Annotated in this window: 19 protein-coding genes; 10 read left to right on the top strand and 9 right to left on the bottom strand. The window is 70.3% G+C overall.

Features of this window, described 5'->3' with window-relative positions:
• Positions 1-14 precede the first annotated feature (14 nt).
• A complete protein-coding gene (locus BUE16_RS02905) occupies positions 15-548 on the top strand; it encodes a DUF5815 family protein (protein ID WP_073306887.1) in 534 nt (177 codons plus the stop codon).
• Positions 549-740: 192 nt separating this feature from the next.
• Complete coding sequence (gene carB / locus BUE16_RS02910; protein ID WP_073306888.1) at positions 741-4,094, top strand: carbamoyl-phosphate synthase large subunit; 3,354 nt, start codon at positions 741-743, stop codon at positions 4,092-4,094.
• A gap of 50 nt (positions 4,095-4,144) precedes the next feature.
• Here the strand turns inward: carB and BUE16_RS02915 are convergent, their stop codons facing one another.
• Positions 4,145-4,966, bottom strand: a complete 822-nt coding sequence (locus tag BUE16_RS02915) for an NAD(+)/NADH kinase (RefSeq protein ID WP_073306889.1) — start codon at positions 4,964-4,966, stop codon at positions 4,145-4,147.
• 427 nt (positions 4,967-5,393) lie between these two features.
• On the opposite strand from BUE16_RS02915, the gene BUE16_RS02920 reads away from it, so the two are divergent.
• Positions 5,394-6,587 (top strand): KaiC domain-containing protein, encoded by a 1,194-nt coding sequence (locus BUE16_RS02920; RefSeq protein ID WP_394327415.1) that lies wholly within the window; start codon positions 5,394-5,396, stop codon positions 6,585-6,587.
• 140 nt (positions 6,588-6,727) lie between these two features.
• Here the strand turns inward: BUE16_RS02920 and BUE16_RS02925 are convergent, their stop codons facing one another.
• From BUE16_RS02925 to BUE16_RS02935, 3 genes are all read right to left on the bottom strand, one after another.
• Positions 6,728-7,270: a CARDB domain-containing protein gene (locus tag BUE16_RS02925; protein ID WP_073306890.1), complete on the bottom strand. Its 543-nt coding sequence runs from the start codon at positions 7,268-7,270 to the stop codon at positions 6,728-6,730.
• A 114-nt stretch (positions 7,271-7,384) separates the two neighbouring features.
• Positions 7,385-7,810 carry a universal stress protein gene (locus tag BUE16_RS02930; protein ID WP_073306891.1) on the bottom strand — a complete coding sequence of 142 codons (426 nt, stop codon included), beginning with the start codon at positions 7,808-7,810 and terminating at the stop codon, positions 7,385-7,387.
• A gap of 94 nt (positions 7,811-7,904) precedes the next feature.
• Positions 7,905-9,794, bottom strand: a complete 1,890-nt coding sequence (locus tag BUE16_RS02935) for an ATP-binding protein (protein WP_073306892.1) — start codon at positions 9,792-9,794, stop codon at positions 7,905-7,907.
• Positions 9,795-9,900: 106 nt separating this feature from the next.
• Between BUE16_RS02935 and BUE16_RS02940 the strand changes: the two genes are divergently transcribed.
• The gene (locus BUE16_RS02940; RefSeq protein ID WP_073306893.1) at positions 9,901-10,236 is read left to right on the top strand and encodes a DUF7113 family protein; all 336 of its coding nucleotides are present in this window, start codon (positions 9,901-9,903) and stop codon (positions 10,234-10,236) included.
• Between the two features lie 39 nt (positions 10,237-10,275).
• Here the strand turns inward: BUE16_RS02940 and BUE16_RS02945 are convergent, their stop codons facing one another.
• Complete coding sequence (locus BUE16_RS02945) at positions 10,276-11,529, bottom strand: DNA double-strand break repair nuclease NurA (protein WP_073306894.1); 1,254 nt, start codon at positions 11,527-11,529, stop codon at positions 10,276-10,278.
• Positions 11,530-11,667: 138 nt separating this feature from the next.
• Between BUE16_RS02945 and BUE16_RS02950 the strand changes: the two genes are divergently transcribed.
• The gene (locus BUE16_RS02950; RefSeq protein ID WP_073306895.1) at positions 11,668-12,333 is read left to right on the top strand and encodes an HAD family hydrolase; all 666 of its coding nucleotides are present in this window, start codon (positions 11,668-11,670) and stop codon (positions 12,331-12,333) included.
• 42 nt (positions 12,334-12,375) lie between these two features.
• Here BUE16_RS02950 and BUE16_RS02955 read toward each other — a convergent pair whose 3' ends face one another.
• The 3 genes from BUE16_RS02955 to pan1 form a co-directional block, all read right to left on the bottom strand.
• Positions 12,376-12,795: a hypothetical protein gene (locus BUE16_RS02955; RefSeq protein WP_073306896.1), complete on the bottom strand. Its 420-nt coding sequence runs from the start codon at positions 12,793-12,795 to the stop codon at positions 12,376-12,378.
• Complete coding sequence (locus BUE16_RS02960; RefSeq protein WP_200778350.1) at positions 12,795-13,316, bottom strand: DUF2240 family protein; 522 nt, start codon at positions 13,314-13,316, stop codon at positions 12,795-12,797. The genes BUE16_RS02955 and BUE16_RS02960 overlap by 1 nt, the downstream gene beginning before the upstream one ends.
• 99 nt (positions 13,317-13,415) lie before the next feature.
• Complete coding sequence (gene pan1, locus BUE16_RS02965) at positions 13,416-14,633, bottom strand: proteasome-activating nucleotidase Pan1 (RefSeq protein ID WP_073306897.1); 1,218 nt, start codon at positions 14,631-14,633, stop codon at positions 13,416-13,418.
• 126 nt (positions 14,634-14,759) lie between these two features.
• Here pan1 and BUE16_RS02970 point away from each other — a divergent pair, with 126 nt between their 5' ends.
• Entirely contained in the window at positions 14,760-15,026 is a 267-nt protein-coding gene (locus BUE16_RS02970) for a MarR family transcriptional regulator (RefSeq protein ID WP_073306898.1), read from the top strand.
• 95 nt (positions 15,027-15,121) lie between these two features.
• Here the strand turns inward: BUE16_RS02970 and BUE16_RS02975 are convergent, their stop codons facing one another.
• Positions 15,122-15,895, bottom strand: a complete 774-nt coding sequence (locus BUE16_RS02975; protein ID WP_073306899.1) for a helical backbone metal receptor — start codon at positions 15,893-15,895, stop codon at positions 15,122-15,124.
• 197 nt (positions 15,896-16,092) lie between these two features.
• Here BUE16_RS02975 and BUE16_RS02980 point away from each other — a divergent pair, with 197 nt between their 5' ends.
• From BUE16_RS02980 to BUE16_RS02995, 4 genes are all read left to right on the top strand, one after another.
• Positions 16,093-17,091: a transcription initiation factor IIB gene (locus tag BUE16_RS02980; protein ID WP_073306900.1), complete on the top strand. Its 999-nt coding sequence runs from the start codon at positions 16,093-16,095 to the stop codon at positions 17,089-17,091.
• Positions 17,092-17,144: 53 nt separating this feature from the next.
• Positions 17,145-17,528, top strand: coding sequence for a hypothetical protein (locus BUE16_RS02985; RefSeq protein ID WP_073306901.1), 384 nt, complete (start codon positions 17,145-17,147; stop codon positions 17,526-17,528).
• Positions 17,529-17,606: 78 nt separating this feature from the next.
• Entirely contained in the window at positions 17,607-18,314 is a 708-nt protein-coding gene (locus BUE16_RS02990) for a type I 3-dehydroquinate dehydratase (protein ID WP_234972314.1), read from the top strand.
• Between the two features lie 137 nt (positions 18,315-18,451).
• Positions 18,452-18,835 (top strand): DUF7575 domain-containing protein, encoded by a 384-nt coding sequence (locus BUE16_RS02995; protein WP_073306902.1) that lies wholly within the window; start codon positions 18,452-18,454, stop codon positions 18,833-18,835.
• The last annotated feature ends 32 nt before the right edge of the window (positions 18,836-18,867 follow it).

Below are 18,867 nucleotides of genomic sequence, written 5' to 3' on the forward strand. Positions count from 1 at the left end.
CGCCAACGGCGGGTATGAGCGAACCACGCGTCCCCGGCGGCGGGGACGACGACGTGGAGCTACCCTGCGGCGAGACGCGGCCGCTGTCGGTGTTCGACCTGGGCATGCGCGAGTACGACTGCGCGTGCGGGGCGACCCACGGCGTCGTCACCGACGTGAACCCGCCCGAGCGCTTCCTCCCGGAGTTCCTCGTGGCGACGCTGCGGGAGGCCGTCGAGACGACCAGCGAGGAGATGCCCGAGTTCGGCACGCCGCACCTGATGGGCATCGTGTTGGAGGAGTTTCCCGAACGGGTGACGGCCGTCGACGCCAGCGAGAACCCCGACATGGGCTACTCGATGCTGTGGGTCACGGAGTTCGATTCGCGGCGCCTCCACGAGATCATCGTCGAACTCGTGATCGAGTTGATGGAGCACGCGATCAGCCACGCTGACGACACCGCGGCGATGACGAACTTCGAGGAGCAGATGCTCGAGTTCGACGTGGACGAGTTCGTCGAGCAGTACCGCGCCGAGCGGGACCTGGACGCCGACGACGTGTACATCTGACCGCGCGGAGCGGTTTCCCCCGCGATTCCGATCGCACATCCGCCAGCCATAGCGACGGCAGCGCCGACGGCGACCGGCGCCGCGTCCCGGAGCGCAGTGTGGGACACCGTGCCATTACGAATTTCGTAAAGTAGCTACGAAAATCGGCACAAGTCGTCGGCCTTATTACGATGAGCGCACTCGGAGACGGTAATGAGTCAGGACACCGACGAGGAGGCCCGTACTATCCTCCTCATCGGCAGCGGGCCCATCCAGATCGGACAGGCGGCAGAGTTCGACTACTCCGGCGCGCAAGCGTGTCGCGCGCTGCAGGAGGAGGGCGCGCGAGTCGTCCTCGTCAACTCGAACCCGGCGACGATCATGACGGACCCGGAGATGGCGGATAAGGTGTACATCGAGCCGATCACGACCGAGGCGATCTCGGAGGTCATCGCCACGGAGAACCCCGACGGCGTCATCGCCGGACTCGGTGGTCAGACGGGTCTCAACGTCACCGCCGAACTGGCCGAAGAGGGCGTGCTGGAGGAGCACGACGTGGAGATCATGGGGACGCCGCTCGACACGATCTACGCGACCGAGGACCGCGACCTGTTCCGCCAGCGCATGGAGGAGTTGGGCCAGCCGGTCCCCGCCTCGATCACCATCTCGCTGGACGAGGGCGAGGAGGTGGCCCAGCTGACCGAGGCCGACCTGCGCGAACGCGTCGAGGACGCCGTCGACGCCGTCGGCGGCCTCCCGGTCATCGCGCGCACCACCTACACCCTCGGCGGGAGCGGGTCGGGCGTCGTCGACGAGATGGAAGAGCTGATCGACCGCGTGCGAAAGGGCCTGCGCCTCTCGCGTAACTCGGAGGTGCTCATCACCGAGTCCATCTCCGGGTGGGTCGAACTCGAGTACGAGGTGATGCGCGACGCGGACAACTCCTGTGTCATCATCTGCAACATGGAGAACCTCGACCCGATGGGCATCCACACGGGCGAGTCCACCGTCGTCACGCCCTCGCAGGTCATCCCCGACGACGGCCACCAGGAGATGCGCGACGCGGCGCTCGAGGTGATCCGCGACCTCGGTATTCAGGGCGGCTGTAACATCCAGTTCGCGTGGCGCGACGACGGCACTCCCGGCGGCGAGTACCGCGTCGTCGAGGTGAACCCCCGCGTCTCGCGCTCGTCGGCGCTGGCCTCGAAGGCGACCGGCTACCCCATCGCTCGCGTCACCGCGAAGGTCGCGCTCGGCAAGCGCCTCCACGAGATCACCAACGAAATCACCGGCGAGACGACCGCGGCGTTCGAGCCCGCGATCGACTACGTCGTCACGAAGGTACCGCGCTGGCCCATCGACAAGTTCGACGAGACCGACTTCACGCTCTCGACGGCGATGAAGTCCACGGGAGAGGCGATGGCCATCGGCCGCACCTTCGAGGAGAGCCTGCTGAAGGCCCTGCGTAGCTCCGAGTACGACCCTGCGGTCGACTTCGGCGACCTGGAGGACGACGAGCTCACCGAGGAGTACCTCGTCCGCCCCAGCCCCGACCGGCCGTACGCGATGTTCGAGGCGTTCGAGCGCGGCTTCTCGCTCGAGGAGGTCGTCGAGGCGACGGGCATCTACGAGTGGTACGTCGAGCGGTTCGCTCGCATCGTCGAGGCGAGCAAGGAGGTCGTCGACGGCGAGTTCACGCCCGCGGCGATCGCCGGCTTCACGAACGCGGAGATCTCGGCGCTCGCGGGCAACGTCTTCGAGGACAGCAGCCTCACGTGGCTCCCCGAGACGCGCGGCGCCTGGCGCACCGCGGAGGCGACGGAGGCGGCCGCTGCCGGCGCCGCCGGCATCGAGACCACCGACGACGGCGTCCCCGTCTCGGCCGCCCGCGCGGGGGTCGGCGAGGTCGAGGCGAACGTCCCCGGCCGGACGTACAAGCAGGTCGACACCTGCGCCGGCGAGTTCGAGGCGTCGACGCCCTACTACTACTCCTCGCGCAAGCCCGAGTGGTTCTCCGGGCCGTTCGAGGGCGACGCCGCGGGCGGTGAACTCCGCGTCGACCGCGATGCCGAGTCGGTCGTCGTCGTGGGCGGCGGCCCGATCCGCATCGGGCAGGGCGTCGAGTTCGACTACTGTTCGGTCCACGCGGTGCGCGCGCTGCGCGAGCAGGGCGTCGAGGCCCACGTCGTCAACAACAACCCCGAGACCGTCTCGACCGACTACGACACCTCCGACGGTCTCTTCTTCGAACCCATCACGGCCGAAGAGGTCGCCGACGTGATCGAGGCGACCGCCGCCGACGGCGTGATGATCCAGTTCGGCGGGCAGACCTCCGTCGACATCGGCGAGCCGCTGCGCGACGAACTGGAGCGCCGCGGCGTCGAGTGCGACATCATGGGCACCTCGGTGGAGGCGATGGACCTGGCGGAGGACCGCGACCGCTTCAACCGCCTCATGGACGAGCGCGGTATCGCCCAGCCCGAGGGCGGCTCGGCGACTAGCGAGGCGGAGGCGCTCGAACTCGCGCGCGACATCGGCTACCCAGTGCTGGTCCGGCCGAGCTACGTCCTCGGCGGGCGCGCGATGCGGGTCGTCGACGACGACTCGGAGCTGCGGAAGTACATCGAGGAGGCCGTCCGCGTCTCCCCGGACAAGCCGATCCTCGTCGACGAGTTCCTCGCCGACGCGGTCGAACTCGACGTGGACGCCGTCGCCGACGGCGAGGACGTGCTCATCGGCGGCGTGATGGAGCACGTCGAGGCCGCGGGCGTCCACTCGGGCGACTCCGCGTGCGTCATCCCGCCGCGCTCGCTCGACGCCGAGACGATGACCCGCGTGCGCGAGGTGACCGAGGAGATCGCCGACGCCCTCGACACGGTCGGTCTGCTGAACGTCCAGCTCGCGGTCAGGGACGGCGAGGTGTACGTCCTCGAAGCTAATCCGCGTTCCTCGCGCACCGTCCCGTTCGTCTCGAAGGCGACGGGCGTCCCCATCGCGAAGCTCGCCGCCCGCGTGATGGCCGGCGAGTCGCTGGCGGACATCGCTGTCGAGGAGTCTGTCCCCGAACACTTCTCGGTGAAGGAGGTTGTCCTCCCGTTCGACCGCCTTCCCAACTCTGACCCCCGGCTCGGCCCCGAGATGAAGTCGACCGGCGAGGTGATGGGCACGGCGAGCGACTTCGGCGTCGCCTACGGGAAGGCGCTCGACGCCGCGGGACAGCGGCTCCCCGACAACGGCACGGTCGCCTTCGAGATCGTCGGCGACAGCCTCCCACTGAAGAGCACCGAGGAGTACGAGCACCTCCGCGCGGGCCTGGAAGAGTACTACGAGATCGAGCTCGTCGGCGACGTGGAGGAGGCGCTGCGTCGCGGTGACATCGACCTCCTGATCTCCGACGAGGTCGACGCGCTGCGCGCGGCCGTCACCGAGGAGGTCGCGTACCTCTCGACGACAGAATCCGTCGAGGCGTCGCTTTCGGCGCTCGCCTCCCGCGGCGAGGACCTGGACGTGCTCGCCGTGTCCGAGCGCCCGCGCCGCACGGAGGCGTGGGGTCGCGCCGACGACTGAGACACGCGACACGTGACTCGGTCCCCGGGTTCGACCGCCCCGTCGCCGCGCTACTGCAACTTTCCGAGCGCCTCGAAGAAGTCCGCGGAGGGCCCGGCGATCCGGACCGGGGGTTCGGTCGTCGCCACGGTCACCTCCGCGGGCACGTCGAGCGTGCGCTGGCCTCGCCCGTCGGTGATCACGACCGCCTCGTCGGCGTCGGTGAGGGTGACGCTCACGGCGGCATCGGGTCCGACCAGCAGCGGGGGCATCCCGGCGTCGGCGCACATCTCGGTGACGACGAGCCCGTCGACGCGCGGGTGGACCAGCGGGCCGCCCTCCGAGAGGTTGTAGGCGGTCGAGCCGGTCGGCGTCGCCACGAGCACGCCGTCGGCGTGTCCGCTGGAGTACAGCGAGCCGCCGACGCGCACCTCGTAGCCGACGCCGCCGCCGCGCCCCCGACGGGTGCCCTGCACGACGACCTCGTTTGCGGCCGGCTCCGAGCGCCACCCGTCGCAGGCGGCCGCGAGGCGAGGCGCCTCGCGGACGCGCATTCCCTCCCCGCGGAAGGCGTCCACCTCCGCGAGCACGGCGTCGACGGCGTCGTCCGGCGAGACGGCGTTGAGAAAGCCCACCTCACCGAGGTTGACCCCGAGGATCGGCACGCCGCCGGCGCCGCGGGCGGCGAAGAGGAACGTCCCGTCGCCGCCGATCGAGACGACCAAGTCGACGCGGTCCATCGCCGAGACGGGGACGCCGTCGAGGTCGAGCGCGTCCGCGGTCGCCTCGTCGACGGCGACGGGCACGTCGGCCTCGCGGAGCCTGTCGCGCAGGTCCTCCGCGAGGAACGCCGCGCGGTTGTTCCCTTTCTGGGCGACGATGCCGACTTCCATACGCGGCTCTCGCCGTCCCCGGGCAAAAAGTCACCCGACCGCGGGCGACGGCGTCGACCCGCGGTCGGGAGGCGGACGCCCGCCTCGTCGCTGGGGAACATTCATGACCGCGGACCGTCTCCGAGGTGACGATGAGCGAACGGTCGTCGGTGGCGACGGGTGCTCGACGGGCGCTCTCGCGCCGGCCGAGTTCCACAGCGCGCGATCCGTGTCCAGGTTGGCCGTGGTCCCGGGGGGGTCGGACGTGAGCGACGAGGACGACTGGTTCGAGCGCGCGCTCCGCGAGGAAGATGACACGGACGAGGAGTCGGCGGGGAGCGCCGGCGCCGAAGCCGACGCTGACGCCGAAGCCGAAGCCGGGTCCGACGCGGCGGACGCGGTGGATACAGCGGACGCAGACGCCGCGCACTCCGGCGATCGCGACGCCGTGGAGTCGATCGAAGGCGATCTCAAGGGACCCGTCGACGGGTTCGACGACGCCGCGGATGCCGACGGGTTCGACGAGGCGTTCGCCGACGGGTTCGACGACGACCGCTCGGAGGGGGGCGGCGGTGCGGTCGAGGGCGAGGGCTTCGGCGGTCTCGACGGACACGGCGGTGTGGACGGAGGCGGCGAGGAATCGCCGCCACGCGCGGACCGAACGGACGACCCCGCCGACCTATTCGGTGGGGCAGGTCCCGGTTCGGGCGACGATACGGACGCCGGCGACGGCGCAGCGGAGCCTCCGGGCGCGGCGACCGACGAGGGTGACGGAGCCGACCCGTTCGGCGAGGACTTCGCGGCGGCGATGCAGGACGCGCCGGCCGGTCAGGGCGCGGGGGGCGGGGCGGGGTTCGACGCCCCCGGCGGGGGATTCGGAGGAGACTTCGAAGGGGGGTTCGGCGGCGACGCACCCGACTTCGACGAGGAGGAGTTCGACTCCGACATCGACCGCATCGACATCGGGATCGAGGGCCTCGACGAGATGATCCTCGGCGGCGTTCCGGAGCGGTCGCTGATGACCGTCATCGGCAGCGCCGGGACCGGCAAGACCACGTTCGGGCTGCAGTTCCTGAACGAGGCGCTGGAGAACGGCGGACATGCGGTGTACATCACTCTCGAGGAGTCGCAGGAGGCGATCATCTCGACGGCAGAAGAGAAAGGCTGGGAGTACCGCCGATACGAAGCGGAGGACCGCCTCGCGGTCATCTCGATGGATCCCATCGAAATGGCGAACTCGCTGGACTCGATCCGCGACGACATCTCGCGGCTCGTCTCCGAGTTCGGCGCGGACCGGCTCGTGCTCGACTCCGTCTCGCTGCTGGAGATGATGTACGACCACCCGAGCAGGCGCCGCTCGGAGGTGTTCGACTTCGCACGGTCGCTCAAGGGGGCCGGCGTAACGACGATGCTGACGAGCGAGGCCAGCGAGGAGAACCCCTATGCCTCCCGACACGGCATCGTCGAGTACCTCACCGACGCCGTGTTTGTCCTCCAGTACGTACGTCCCTCGGACTTCCGCGAGACCCGCCTGGCCGTCGAGATCCAGAAGATCCGTGACGCGAACCACTCGCGGGAGACGAAGCCGTACGAGATCATGGGCGAAGGGCTCTCGGTGTACCGGCAGGCCAATATCTTCTAACGGATCATGTTTCTGTCGGTGCGTTCCTCGGCAGCCTCCGGCGATCGAGGAACCCTGTGACGAAAAGCGGCCCGTCCGTCTCTATCGCGAGTACCAATTCCACGAACCCGTCGGTCCTCAACGGACCCGAGACGAACTCGCTATCGCCGCCGGTACGCCATCCCGGTGACGACCGCGATCGACCCGAACAGCGCCGCGAGTGCGTACTCGGGAGCGTCGATGCTCCCTCCGAGCCCCTGGCGCTCGACGGTGACCTGCATCGGCTCGGAGGCGTCATACCGGTGGGCGTAGCCGTCGCCGTACACGATCGCCTGCATGGCGTGGGTGCCGGGCGTGCTCGCGTCGATCGACTGCGTGACGGTCAGCGTCTCGCCCGGCGCCAGCGACCGCTTGCGAAGCTCGTAGGAGTTCGTCTCGTTGTCGGGGCTGGCGACGTTCAACACCACGACCGCGGTCGCCCGCTCGTCGCCGACGTTCTCGACGGTCAGCGACAGCTCCGTCGATTCTCCGGCGGTCACGGTGGTCGAACCGAGCGACGCGTCGGTGAGACACACCTGTTGATTCCCGTTCGCCTGACACGACGACGCCTGGGCGCCGGCCGTCCCCCCGACGGCCGGACCCACGAACAGGGCCGCGATGAACAGTACCACTGCGCCGCGAACGGCCGCGCTCCGCGCTCCCATACCCGAACCGGATTCCGGATCGGACCTAAAGCCTCGCCCCCGGCTATCGAAGTTGAAACCCCGAGGACGAGAGCGGCCGCCGGGTCGCCGCGAGCGACGGCCTCGCCGACGAGCTCACCTGACGACCGTCACGGGCACCGGAGAGTTGCGGACGACCGCTTCCGCGACGCTACCGAGCACGATCCGAGAGATCCCGCTCCGCCCGTGGCTCCCGACGATGATGTGGTCGACGTCGTGGTCGGCCGCGTACTCCACGATGGCGGCCGCGGGCTTGCCGACGGTCGTCGCCGTCTCGACGGCGCCGCCGACCTCGAGTGAGTCGGCCGCCTCCGCGAGCAGCGCGTCGGCCTCGGATTTCCGGCGCTCGTACCACTGCTCTGCGCCGCTGGGAATGCCCGCGCTCGGCGCGTGGCCCGCCTCCGCGGGGTCGATCACCGTCAGCAGGACCAGATCGGCGTCGCTCCACTCGTCCGCGGCGAACGACAGCGCCTCGCGGGCCTGCGTCGAGTCGTCCACGCCGATGAGGATCCGGTCGGTCATGGCCGAACGATCCCCCCACGTCCAGAAAAAGGTCGGTTCCCGACGGCCCGCCGCGAGCGTCGCCCGCGGTGTCGTCGACCCGAGGGCCGGCGGTTCACTCCCCGTGGCGAGTCAGACAGATGGGCAGCCCCGTCACCTCGACGGGCTCGGAGTTGTCCGGCGAGTAGACGACCTGCTGGCCCTTCTCCATGTACGGCACTTTCTTCGCGAGCGACGGCGGGATGTTGACCGACTTGATCGCCTCCTCGTCGCCGAGGTTGAGCACGAGTCGGGTGTTCACCTGTTTGAAGACGGGGTCGGCGATGTCCTGTGGGTCCTGCGTGATGAGGAACAGCCCGAGGCGTTCCTTTCGGCCCTGCTTGGCCGCCTCGGTGAACGTGTTGACCACCTGCCGCGCCTGCACGTTGTCCGCGCCCGAGAGGAAGTTGTGCGCCTCGTCCATGCCGAGCACGAGCGGCGTCTCGTCGATGCGGGCGCTCCGGGGGGAGTTCGAGAGCTTGTCGTCGACGAGCATCGCGGACACCGCGAGCACGAACATCTCCTTGGCTCGCGCCGACGAGAGGTGGTACGTGGGCACGACCGTCAGCCCGCCGGGGCGCACGAGGGTGGTGTCCAACTCCGTGATCGGCGTGGCGTCTTGGTCGAACACGCCCGAGGGGACGCCGCGCACGCGCCGCTTCACCGCGTCGAAGGTGGCCTCGTGGACGCGCCCGGTCTCGTCGAGCTCCTCTTTCAGCGCCGGGTCGTCGAGGAAGCGCAGGAACTTCTGATACGTCCCGTCCTCGTGGTTGCGGAAGAAGCGGTTGATGAGGGTGAGCAGCGCGGGGTACTGGTTCTCGTTGAGCGACGCGCCGGCGACGAGCCACGGCATGTCGTACTCGTCGACGACGGAGAATGGGATCGTGAACTCGACCTGCTCGGCGCGGTGGCCCCGGCCCGGATACCGAACGCCGGCCTCCTTCGGCACGAGCGCGACGGTGTCGTCGTGGCCGCCGTACGCGACGTTCTCGCGTTCGAGCCGGCGCGCCCACTCGTCGTCGAGCGCGGGGTTGTCGTCGTGCATCTGCGCGTACTCGTCTTGCGGGTCGAACATCACGACCGCCGCGCGGGCGTCGCGCCCGTCGTCGGTCTCGTACGTGCGCCCGAGGTACTGCCGGAGGACGTTCTTTGCCCCGTGAGTCTTCCCGGAGCCGGTGCCGCCGGCGACGAGCGTGTGCCGGAACACGAGCGGGTCGCCGTCGGCGTAGTCGTCCTTCAGACGGTAGTCGACCGTCGGCGGCTCGGCCGCCGTGCGCACCTTCTCCCCGCCGACCGAGAGGTGTCCGAGGAAGACGCCATCCTCGGGGATCGCGAGCCCCGTTTTGATCTGCTCGGCGTCGCCGGCCTGCTGGACGAGTGCGCCCGGCTTGGGCACGCGGTCGACCATCCGGCGCGTGAGATCGTCGCCCTGTAAAAAGAGCACCGCCACGGGCGACAGCTCGGCGATGTACTTGTAGTCGGCCTCGGTGAACTCGCCCCCCCCGGTCTGCATCCGGCGGCGCGCGGTCAGCTCGGTGGCGTCGTCGGTGCGGAACTCCTGGGCGTATTCGAGCGCCGTGATCCGACAGAACAGCTGCTCGCCGTCGGGGTACGGAACGATCAGGTACGTGCCGATACGCACGTCCTCGCGGTTGCCGACGGTGACGAATGCCTTGAGGCTCGTCTCGTCGTCGTCCTCCGCCACGCGAAGCCCCTGCGCGACCGAGACGGTACCGATGGCGTTGGCGGTCGCCGCCTCCGCGGCGTCCATCGCGTACTGCGCGAATCCGGACTCTGCGTCCGCGTCAGCGCCCGTTCCGGCGTCGGTTCCACTGGCGTCGTCGCGGACGGCGGTCTCGTCGGCGACGCCCTCCCCGTCGCCGCCGCCCGCCTCGCCGCCGCTCGCGTCGTCGAACTGGCCGGGCTCCTCGAAGTCGCCGAGGTTCGGCTCTCCGGCGTCGGTCATGTGACGCCCTGTGGGGCGCGGGGTGAAAACCGTATCCGTCGGCCGACGGGGCGGACCTCCGACCCCGATGCGACCGCTTTTCCGACTCCGACGGGTAGCGTTCGCCATGCTACTCGTCCGCGGACGCGGCGGCGGCACCGCGCTCACCGGCACCGTCTACGAGCGCGGCGAGCGCGCCCCGTCGTTCAAGGGCGCGCCAGACGAGGACGCGCCGTACGTGTGGGTCTGCGACGCCTTTTATCAGGTCGAGTCCGGCGGCTCGGAGCTCGTCGTCGACGGCGAGGCGATCCGGGTCGCCTTCGAGTCGCCGGCCCCCCGGGGCTTCGACACGCGCGAGCAGGCGCTCGCGGCCGCGAAAGACCACGTCCGAACGCAGTTCGCCCGCGTCGGCGTTCCCGAGGCCGACGTGGAAGTCGAGATCGAGAAGCGCGACCCCGAGTGACCGGCAGCCGCGGCGTCGCCCCCGGTGTCGGCCCTGGCGTCACTCCGTTTTTTCCCACCGCACGTCGTCGTACGTCCGTAGATGCTCGGCGCCGAACCGCTCCTCGAACTTCCCGCGCAGCGCCTCCTTCTCGCCGACGCCGATCCGCGCGAGCTCGTCGGCCTTCGCCACGGGCGTCGGCGGGCCGGCCTCCGCGGCGACCTCCGAGATCACCTGTCGCGTGAGGCGGTCGCGCGTCTCCGGGTCGCTCGTGAACGCGGCGGGGGCCTCGACCTTGAACAGCACGTCCTCACGGGGCTCGTACAGGTGCATGTACGTCACCTCGTAGCCGGCCGGATCGAGGTCGCGGTCGACGCCGAGGGCGTCGCCGTCGCTCGCCAGCGGGGCGTCCGACCCGCCGCGCGAGCGCAGCCACGAGGTGAACGTGATCGCGTCATCGTCGCGCTCGCCGTCCGGGCGCCGCTCCAACAGCCGCGTGAACAGCGCGGCGTCGTCGGGCCACGGCGCCTCGACGCCCTTCCGATCGAGCGTCCGGGTGATGAACCCCGAGGTGGGGTTCTTCACGAATCCGAGCACGGGTACGCCGCGCTCGATGCACGACTCCACGAGTCGGACGTACGTCCGAACCGCCTCCTGTACCGTCTCGCCGTGGGCGACCTCGCGGAGCTCCCGGTCGCGGGTCGCCCAGTTGAGCAGGCGCTTGGGGTACAGGGGGCCGTCGAGCACGAGCAGGTCTGACACCTCGCCCCGTTCGAGGTGCTTGCGAGCGTGGTGCGACTCCGCCAGCGACAGCGCCAGTTCGTGGACCATCTCGTCGGCGAATCGCCGGCTCCGGGGCACCTTCAGCACCCGGCGCTCGGAGTTGCCGTCGTCGTACGGCATCCAGCCGTCGGGCACGTCGGGGAAGAACACCGTCGCGTCGTTGGCGTGGACCGTGACGACGATAGAGCGCGCGCGGTGGAGGTCCAGATCTGTCGGCTCGGCGCCCATCGCCGCCTGCGCCACGTCGAGGACGAGGCCGTTCTTGAACGACGTGGGGTTCAGCGTGCCGGAGTCGACGCCGCGGCTCGTCTCGAAGGGGCGCTCCGCCAGCGCGGCGTCCTCGACTGGCGTTTGCCGGAGCTCGTGGTCGCCGAGGCCCTCCAGCACGACCCGGCCGTCCTCGCGGAGCGGATCGAGCCACTCGCTCCACGCCGTTCCAGCGAGGTCGTCGTGGTCGGCGTCGTCGACCCCGTCGGCGATGGCCGAGGCGAGGTAGGCGATGGTGTCGACGTGTACGGGGTCCAGCGTCACGCCCGAACGCGGGCGCCGACGGCGCAAAAACGGTGCGGTCGGCGGCGTGGTCGGCGGCGGCGATCGGGCCCGTCGCCGCGCCGCAGCACCGCCCGGCGCGCCGCTGTCTTCATACCCCCGCGGGCTCTTCTTCCGGTCGTGATACGCGCGGTCGGGTTCGACCTCGACGACACGCTCGCCGTTCCGGAACGCTCGCGGACGCGCCTGCTCGCGGAGGCGCTCGACGCCGGCGGTGCCCCGGAACTGACCGACGTCATCGACCGCGTGGCGTACCTCGACGCCCACGCCAACCACCGCACGGCCGACAGCAGGGTGCCCGTCTTCGCGGAGCTGCTCGGCCCGCACGACGCCGAGGCCGACCCGGCCGAGGTGGCCGCGGCGTACCGCGAGGCCGTGACGACCGCACTGGTGCCGGTACCCGACGCACCCGAGTTGGTCACCGCCCTTCGCGATGCGTACCGCGTCGGCCTGCTCACCAACGGGCCGGTGCGTGCGCAGTCGGCCAAGCTCGACTACCTCGACTGGTGGGACGCGTTCGACGCGGTCCGCATCTCCGGCGACCTGCCCGCGGGCAAACCCGACGAGCGCGCCTTCGCGGCGCTGCTGGATGCGCTCGAGGCGGAGCCGAAGGAGACGGCGTTCGTCGGCGACCATCCGGTCGAGGACGTGCGGGGCGCCGCGGCGGCGGGGCTGCGGACCGTCCACGTGCTCGGCGAGGGGGACGAACCGGCGCTGGAGGCGGACGCCTCTGTCGCGCGCGACCGTCTCGCGCGCGACCTTCCGGGGATCCTCCGCGAGCTGTGATACGCTGGCGCGGCGACGCCGACGCGCTACCGGCGGCCGGCCTCACGCGGCGCCGGCGTTCACGACGGCCCGGAACGCCGACAGCGCTCGCTTCACTTGGGCGCCGTCCTCGACGAAGACGACCGTTCGCGGGGGGGTGACCGCCTTCGGACGCACGCGGAGCCCGGCCTCGCCGGCGGCCGCCGCCGCGGCGTCGGGGGCGGCGGCGAACTCGACGCGCGCGCGGTCCGGATGGACGAACACCTCGGCGAGCGGACGGGTCGCGTTCCCACCCCGGTCATCGTCGGCGTCGCCGGCGTCGCCGAGTAACACCCGGTACGCGAGCGTCCCCTGCGTCGTCGGCTCCGCGTCGGGATCGGCGTCGCGCACGCGGAGCGTGGCGAGGGCATCCCCGTCGCCGATGAGTTCCGACGCCAGCAGCTGCGCGATGCGGACGCCGTCGGTAGTCTGGTCGTCGACCATCACGAGCCCCCCGTCGCGGCGTCGTCGCCGGCGGCGTCCGGGTCCCGCTCGTCGCCACCGTTCGCTCCGTCAGCCGCCGCGAGTACCTCCTCGCGCGCCGCCTCGGCGACGGTCCCAACGTCGACGCCGCGCTCGCGCGCGACGAGCACTGCGGCCGTCTCCAGCGTCACTCCCGCTTCCCGCTGGCGCCTGTTGGCCGCGGCGACGGCGTCGCGCTTCTCCATCCCGTCGGCGACGATCGCGTCGATCGCCTGTTCGAACGTCGACTGCTCTCTCAGGATCGACTCGTCCGGGACGAAGTCGGCCGGGACGTGCACCTCGGCGGGGTCGAACTGCGTCACGAGGTCGCCGTCCTCCTCGGCGAGCAGCCCTCGCCCGGTCGCGATGTCGACGAGGCGCTTCGCCTGATCGGGCGAGAACCAGTCGCGGTCGAGCGAGAGCGCGACGACGAACTCTCCCTCGCCCATCCGGTCGGTGCCGGCGCCGCGGAACGGCGCGGCGACGGCGGCCTCCAGCGTCATACCGGTCGGTTCGCCGCCCGGAACAAAAGCCGCTCGTTGGGCGGCGCCCGTGTGGGCCGACCCCGCGGGTGCACAGTCGCGCGCACGCCAGCGAGTCACCTACGCGAACGCCAGGGAGTCGTTGGCGTCGGATTCCTCTGCCTGGGAGGCCTTCTCCCAGGCGCTGCGGAAGTCCGCCATCGTGATCTCGGTGCGGTCCTCGCGGATAGCGAACATCCCGGCCTCGGTGCAGACGGCCTTCACGTCCGCGCCCGAGGCGCCCTCGGTGAGCTCGGCCAGCTCGGCGAAGTCCACGTCGTCGTCGACGTTCATGTCGCGGGTGTGGATCTCGAAGATGAGCTTGCGCCCCTCGGCCTCGGGCTTGGGAACCTCGATGAGGCGGTCGAAGCGGCCCGGGCGGAGGATAGCCGGATCGAGCATGTCGAAGCGGTTCGTCGCCGCGATGATCCGAATCTCGCCGCGTTCGTCGAAGCCGTCCATCTCGCTCAGGAGCTGCATCATCGTGCGCTGGACCTCGGCGTCGCCCGATGTCTTCGAGTCCGTGCGCTTGGAGGCGATGGCGTCGATCTCGTCGATGAAGATGACCGCCGGCTCGTTCTCGCGGGCGACCTCGAACAGGTCGCGAACGAGCTTGGCGCCCTCGCCGATGAACTTGTGGACCAGCTCGGAGCCGGCCATCTTGATGAACGTGGCGTCGGTCTGGTTGGCGACGGCCTTCGCGAGCATCGTCTTCCCCGTGCCCGGCGGGCCGTGCAGTAGGACACCGCTGGGCGGCTGGATGCCCACCTCGGTGAACATCTCCGGGTTCTTCAGCGGCATCTCGACAGTCTCGCGCACCTCGTTCATCTGCTCGTCGAGCCCGCCGATGTCCGCGTACGTCACGTCCGGCGAGTGCTCGACCTGCATGACGCGGGCGCGCACGTCCGTCTCCTTCTCCAGCTTCTTCACGACCGACAGGGAGTTGTTGACGGCGACGCGGTCGTCGGGATCGAGGTCCTCGCGCATCTCGTCGGTGACCTCCGTCAGCGCCTCCTGATTGTTTCCGTGCTGTTTGATCACGACGCCGTCGTCGGTCAGTTCTTGGACCGTCGCGACGAACAGCGGCGACTGCTTGAGTTTCTTGTTCTCGTGCGTGAGCCGCTCGAGCTTCTGTTGGTACTTGTTGTTCTCGGCGTTCGCGTCCAGGAGCTTGTCGCGCATCTCCTCGTTTTGCCCCTCGAGAACCTCGAGGCGCTCCTGGAGGGCCTCGATCTTCTCCTGCTGCGACGCCGCCTCCTCCTCGTACGGGAGGTCAACGTCGTCAACGGTGTCAGTCATCGGCGAGGCTAGGGCGGTGAGTACTAAGAGACTTCGGGTAGGAGTGATGGTGATGAGAATCTAATACACAGAAGTAATAGAAAATATGGAAAGTATTAACAGGCGGCATCGATACGTTCCCTATACATGAGCGCATCCGACGCCGAGGCAGTCAACGACGACCCGTCGATCGACCGGTGGGAACGCGTCCGCGACCTCCCGCCGAGCGCGAAGCTGGTCGCAAAAGTGCTGGAGTACGAGGAGACGCTGAGCCAGAGCGAACTCGCCGAGGAGACGCTGCTCCCGCCGCGAACCGTTCGGTACGCGCTGACCAGGCTGGAGGAGGCGGACGCCGTCGAGTCGCGCTTCTCGTTCACCGACGCGCGCAAGCGGCTGTACACCCTGGCACTGTAACCGCTGGTACTGTAACCGGGGCCGTCCCACCCGCCGAGGCCACACCGCATATGGGGATCGTTAGTCGCCGAACGGCGCTCGCCCCGCACCGCCCGTCACTCCGACGCTTTCCCCGCCGCGTCGACGCCGTGGAGCAGTTCCGCGAGCGTTTCGATCCCCTCGACGAGCCGGGGGCTCGGCTGGTTCAACAGCGAGTCGTCGAGCACGTGGACCGTCGGGTCGACCGCCCAGCCGCGGTCGGCGAGCGCCGTGTCTGCCGGCTCTTGGTCCGTGCCGCACCAGTGCAACACCGCGTGGTCGGGGTCCGCGCGCTCGACGGCCGCGGCGTCGACCTCGCGCGAGCGTTCGCCCGGGGGGACGAACGGACACCGACCTCCGGCCGCGGCGACGGCGTCGGGCACCCAGTTCCCGGCGGCCATCGGGGGATCGCCCCACTCCTCGGCGTAGACCACGGGTCGCTCGTCGGGGTCGTCGGGAACGGTCGCCCGAACGCGCTCGGCCCGGTCGCGCAGATCGGCCGCGAGCCGCTCACCGTCGGCGGGCCGTCCGATCGCCGCCCCGACGGCGGCGACGGACGAGAACACGTCCACGAGCCGCGTCGGCTCCGCGTGGGCGACGGCGACGCCACGGTCGCGCAGCGCGGCCGCCGTCCCCCGCTGGAGCGGATCGCACGTCAGCACGACCGATGGGTCCAGCCGCTCGACCGCGTCGAGGTCCGGGTTCGGCCAGCCGCCGACGGCCGGCGGTCGCGACCCGTCGACCGGCCACTCGCAGGCGCGCGTGAGGCCCACGACCGTGTCGGCCGCGTCGAGCCTCGTGACCGTCGCCGTCGCGCTCGGTGCCAGCGAGACGACGCGCTCGGTCACCATCGCGAGATCTTCACCATCGTTCGGCCGTGAGAGCCACTCACACAAATAGCTCTCGTCTTGCGGTTATCCAATCACGTGACGGCGTCGCACTGCCGTCGCGACACCGTTTGATTTTTATATTGATCACGCATCCTTTGAGCACAGAGTCACCCGGGGTTTTTTGTATCCCCTTTCGGGCTCACGCCCACTCAGACGCAATGAGCGAGAACACACACACCCGACGCCGACCCGCCGGGCGCGACCGACGAACAGCACACGAACACGAAGACGAATCCGAACAGGAGAAGCAGTCCGGCGACGAGCTCGTCTGCCCCGAGTGCTCGGGCAACGTCATCCAGGACGAGGAACACGGCGAGACTGTCTGTGAGGAGTGCGGCCTCGTCGTCGAGGAGGACTCCGTGGACCGCGGCCCCGAGTGGCGCGCATTCGACGCCGCCGAGAAGGACCAGAAGTCCCGCGTCGGCGCCCCCACGACGAACACGATGCACGACAAGGGGCTGTCGACCAACATCGACTGGCGCGACCAGGACGCCTACGGCCGCTCGCTGGGCGCCCGCCAGCGCCAGAAGATGCGCCGCTTGCGCAAGTGGAACGAACGCTTCCGCACGCGTGACTCCAAGGAGCGCAACCTCAAGCAGGCGCTCGGCGAGATCGACCGCATGGCCAGCGCGCTTGGCCTGCCTGACAACGTCCGCGAGACCGCCTCGGTCATCTACCGCCGTGCACTGGACGAGGACCTCCTGCCGGGGCGCTCCATCGAGGGCGTCTCGACGGCCTGCGTGTACGCCGCCGCCCGGATGGCCGGCGTCCCGCGGTCGCTCGACGAGATCTCGGACGTGTCGCGCGTCTCGAAAGACGAGGTCGCGCGGACGTACCGCTACGTCGTTCGCGAGCTGAAGCTGGAAGTGAAGCCCGCCGACCCCGAGCAGTACGTTCCGCGCTTCGCCTCCTCGCTGGAACTGTCCGAGGAGTCGGAGATGCGCGCCAAGCAGCTGCTGAAGAATGCCAAAGAGAAGGGCGTCCACTCGGGCAAGTCGCCGGTCGGCCTCGCGGCCGCGGCCGTCTACGCCGCCGCGCTGCTCACCAACGAGAAGACGACGCAGGCGGCGGTCTCTGAGGTCGCTGACATCTCTGAGGTCACCATCCGCAACCGCTACCACGAGCTGCTCGAGGCCGAGGACGGCCTCGTCGCCTGAAGCGACTCGACCGACCACACCGCTTTTGACGTCTTCCGTCGTCACTCTCAGCGATGCGACCGCGCTACGAACTCCTGCAAGGCGTCTTCCTGCTCGCGGTGACTGCGGGCATCTTCCTGCTGATCGGTGTTCCGCACGACCCGGTGCTGGCGACGGTGACGCTCTTGTTCGGCGTCGGCGGGGTGTTCGCCCTCCTCGCTGGCCTCCGCGTCGAACGAGATGCCGCAGGCCAGGCGGTCGACCACCTCACGCTTCGCGGCGCGGCCGGCTGTTCGCTCGGCCTCGCGATGGGGCTGCTCGGGACGAGTCAGCTGCGAGGCGGCGAACTGCTGGGGCTGGCCATCGTGTTCGGCGGAGTGTTCGTCTTCGCCGTCGGCATCGCGACGATCCAGCGTCGGCCGTCCGTCGTCGCCGCCGCCGAGCAGTACCCACCGTGAGCGGGGGGACGCCAGCCTGCGACGGCAGGCGTGGCTCCCACGGATGGGCTTTTGCTTCCCCGACGCACACGAACGCACGTGCCCACGGAATCGACGATCGACCTCGACTCGTTCTCGCTGTGTGCGAGCACCGGCGACCTGACCGAGGAACCCGACGCCCGCGAGCACGCCGACCTCGTCGAGTTCCGGATGGATCTGGCGGCCGACCCGCTCGACGCGCTGGCGACGTACGACGGCGACCTCCCGCTGCTGGTGACGAACCGCCCGCGCTGGGAGGGCGGCGAGACGGCACCGTACGGTCGCCTCGACGCCCTCGCCGAGGCGGTCGAGCACGACGCGGTCGCCGCCGTGGACGTGGAACTGGCGACCCTCCGGGGACGACCCGCCGGGACGAACGATATCGACGCGAGGGGGCTGGTCGAGCACGCCCGCGATCACGGCGTAGTCGTCGTCGCGTCCGTTCACGACTTCGACGGGACGCCCGCCCCGGCGACGCTCGACCTGCTCCTCCGGGCGGCGGCTGTCGCCGGCGACGCTGGGAAGCTGGCGGTCACCGCCCGCACGAAGGGCGAGGCGCTGGCCTTGCTCGCGGCGACCCACCGGGCGACGACCCGCGGCGACCGCGTGGCGGCGATGGCGATGGGCGAGCACGGGAGCCACACCCGCGCCGTCGCGCCGGTGTACGGCTCGCGGCTCGGCTATGCTCCCGTCGACGCCGCCGACGCGACCGCGCCGGGGCAGTACGACCTCGCGACGCTGCGCCGCCTCGTCGACGACCTCTCGTGACGCGACCGAGGCGCCGCTCGGTTGCTCGCCCGCGGACGGCGCGCGCCCGACCCGCGGACGCGGGACCGCCGCGAAGCGGACGAGCGTCTGACGGGCCGTGAGAACCTTCTTATCGGTCGCTGCGGTCTGTTGGGCGCATGCAACGACGACCCGTCGTCGCGGCGGCGCTGGCGGTGGTGCCGGCGCTCGGACACGCGTACCTGCGTCGCTGGGGCCGCGGGCTCGCGTGGCTGTCGCTGCTCGCCGGCTCTGGGCTCGTGTTCGCCGGGCTGTTCGGCGTCGGGATCGGCGACGCCGCGACGCCGCAGTCCGGGACGGGGGCGGCGCCCGCGGTCGCGCAGTTCGCCGTTCCCGTCGCGGTCGTGCTCACGCTGTCGGCCGTGGATGCGTACGCGCTCGCCCGCCGCGACGCCCGGCGGGGCGTCCTCTCGTGTCCGCGATGCGGGCACGAGGTCGACCTCTCGCTGGAGTTCTGTTGGTACTGCTCGGTGGAGTTCGAGTACGTCCACCACGAGTCGTAGCCGACGCGGCGGGTCGCGGCGGCGACGCGCGG

Origin of the sequence: Halobaculum gomorrense, assembly GCF_900129775.1 — an archaeon.
Lineage (GTDB): Archaea > Halobacteriota > Halobacteria > Halobacteriales > Haloferacaceae > Halobaculum > Halobaculum gomorrense.

Bases quoted from the DNA above. Each gene is read 5' to 3' on its own strand.
- BUE16_RS02955 (WP_073306896.1), bottom strand. From the start codon at position 12,795: ATGGTCGACGACCAGACTACCGACGGCGTCCGCATCGCGCAGCTGCTG.
- BUE16_RS02905 (WP_073306887.1), top strand. From the start codon at position 15: ATGAGCGAACCACGCGTCCCCGGCGGCGGGGACGACGACGTGGAGCTA.
- BUE16_RS02970 (WP_073306898.1), top strand. From the start codon at position 14,760: ATGAGCGCATCCGACGCCGAGGCAGTCAACGACGACCCGTCGATCGAC.
- pan1 (WP_073306897.1), bottom strand. From the start codon at position 14,633: ATGACTGACACCGTTGACGACGTTGACCTCCCGTACGAGGAGGAGGCG.
- carB (WP_073306888.1), top strand. From the start codon at position 741: ATGAGTCAGGACACCGACGAGGAGGCCCGTACTATCCTCCTCATCGGC.
- BUE16_RS02995 (WP_073306902.1), top strand. From the start codon at position 18,452: ATGCAACGACGACCCGTCGTCGCGGCGGCGCTGGCGGTGGTGCCGGCG.
- BUE16_RS02935 (WP_073306892.1), bottom strand. From the start codon at position 9,794: ATGACCGACGCCGGAGAGCCGAACCTCGGCGACTTCGAGGAGCCCGGC.
- BUE16_RS02975 (WP_073306899.1), bottom strand. From the start codon at position 15,895: ATGGTGACCGAGCGCGTCGTCTCGCTGGCACCGAGCGCGACGGCGACG.
- BUE16_RS02925 (WP_073306890.1), bottom strand. From the start codon at position 7,270: ATGGGAGCGCGGAGCGCGGCCGTTCGCGGCGCAGTGGTACTGTTCATC.
- BUE16_RS02930 (WP_073306891.1), bottom strand. From the start codon at position 7,810: ATGACCGACCGGATCCTCATCGGCGTGGACGACTCGACGCAGGCCCGC.
- BUE16_RS02940 (WP_073306893.1), top strand. From the start codon at position 9,901: ATGCTACTCGTCCGCGGACGCGGCGGCGGCACCGCGCTCACCGGCACC.
- BUE16_RS02960 (WP_200778350.1), bottom strand. From the start codon at position 13,316: ATGACGCTGGAGGCCGCCGTCGCCGCGCCGTTCCGCGGCGCCGGCACC.
- BUE16_RS02985 (WP_073306901.1), top strand. From the start codon at position 17,145: ATGCGACCGCGCTACGAACTCCTGCAAGGCGTCTTCCTGCTCGCGGTG.
- BUE16_RS02915 (WP_073306889.1), bottom strand. From the start codon at position 4,966: ATGGAAGTCGGCATCGTCGCCCAGAAAGGGAACAACCGCGCGGCGTTC.
- BUE16_RS02980 (WP_073306900.1), top strand. From the start codon at position 16,093: ATGAGCGAGAACACACACACCCGACGCCGACCCGCCGGGCGCGACCGA.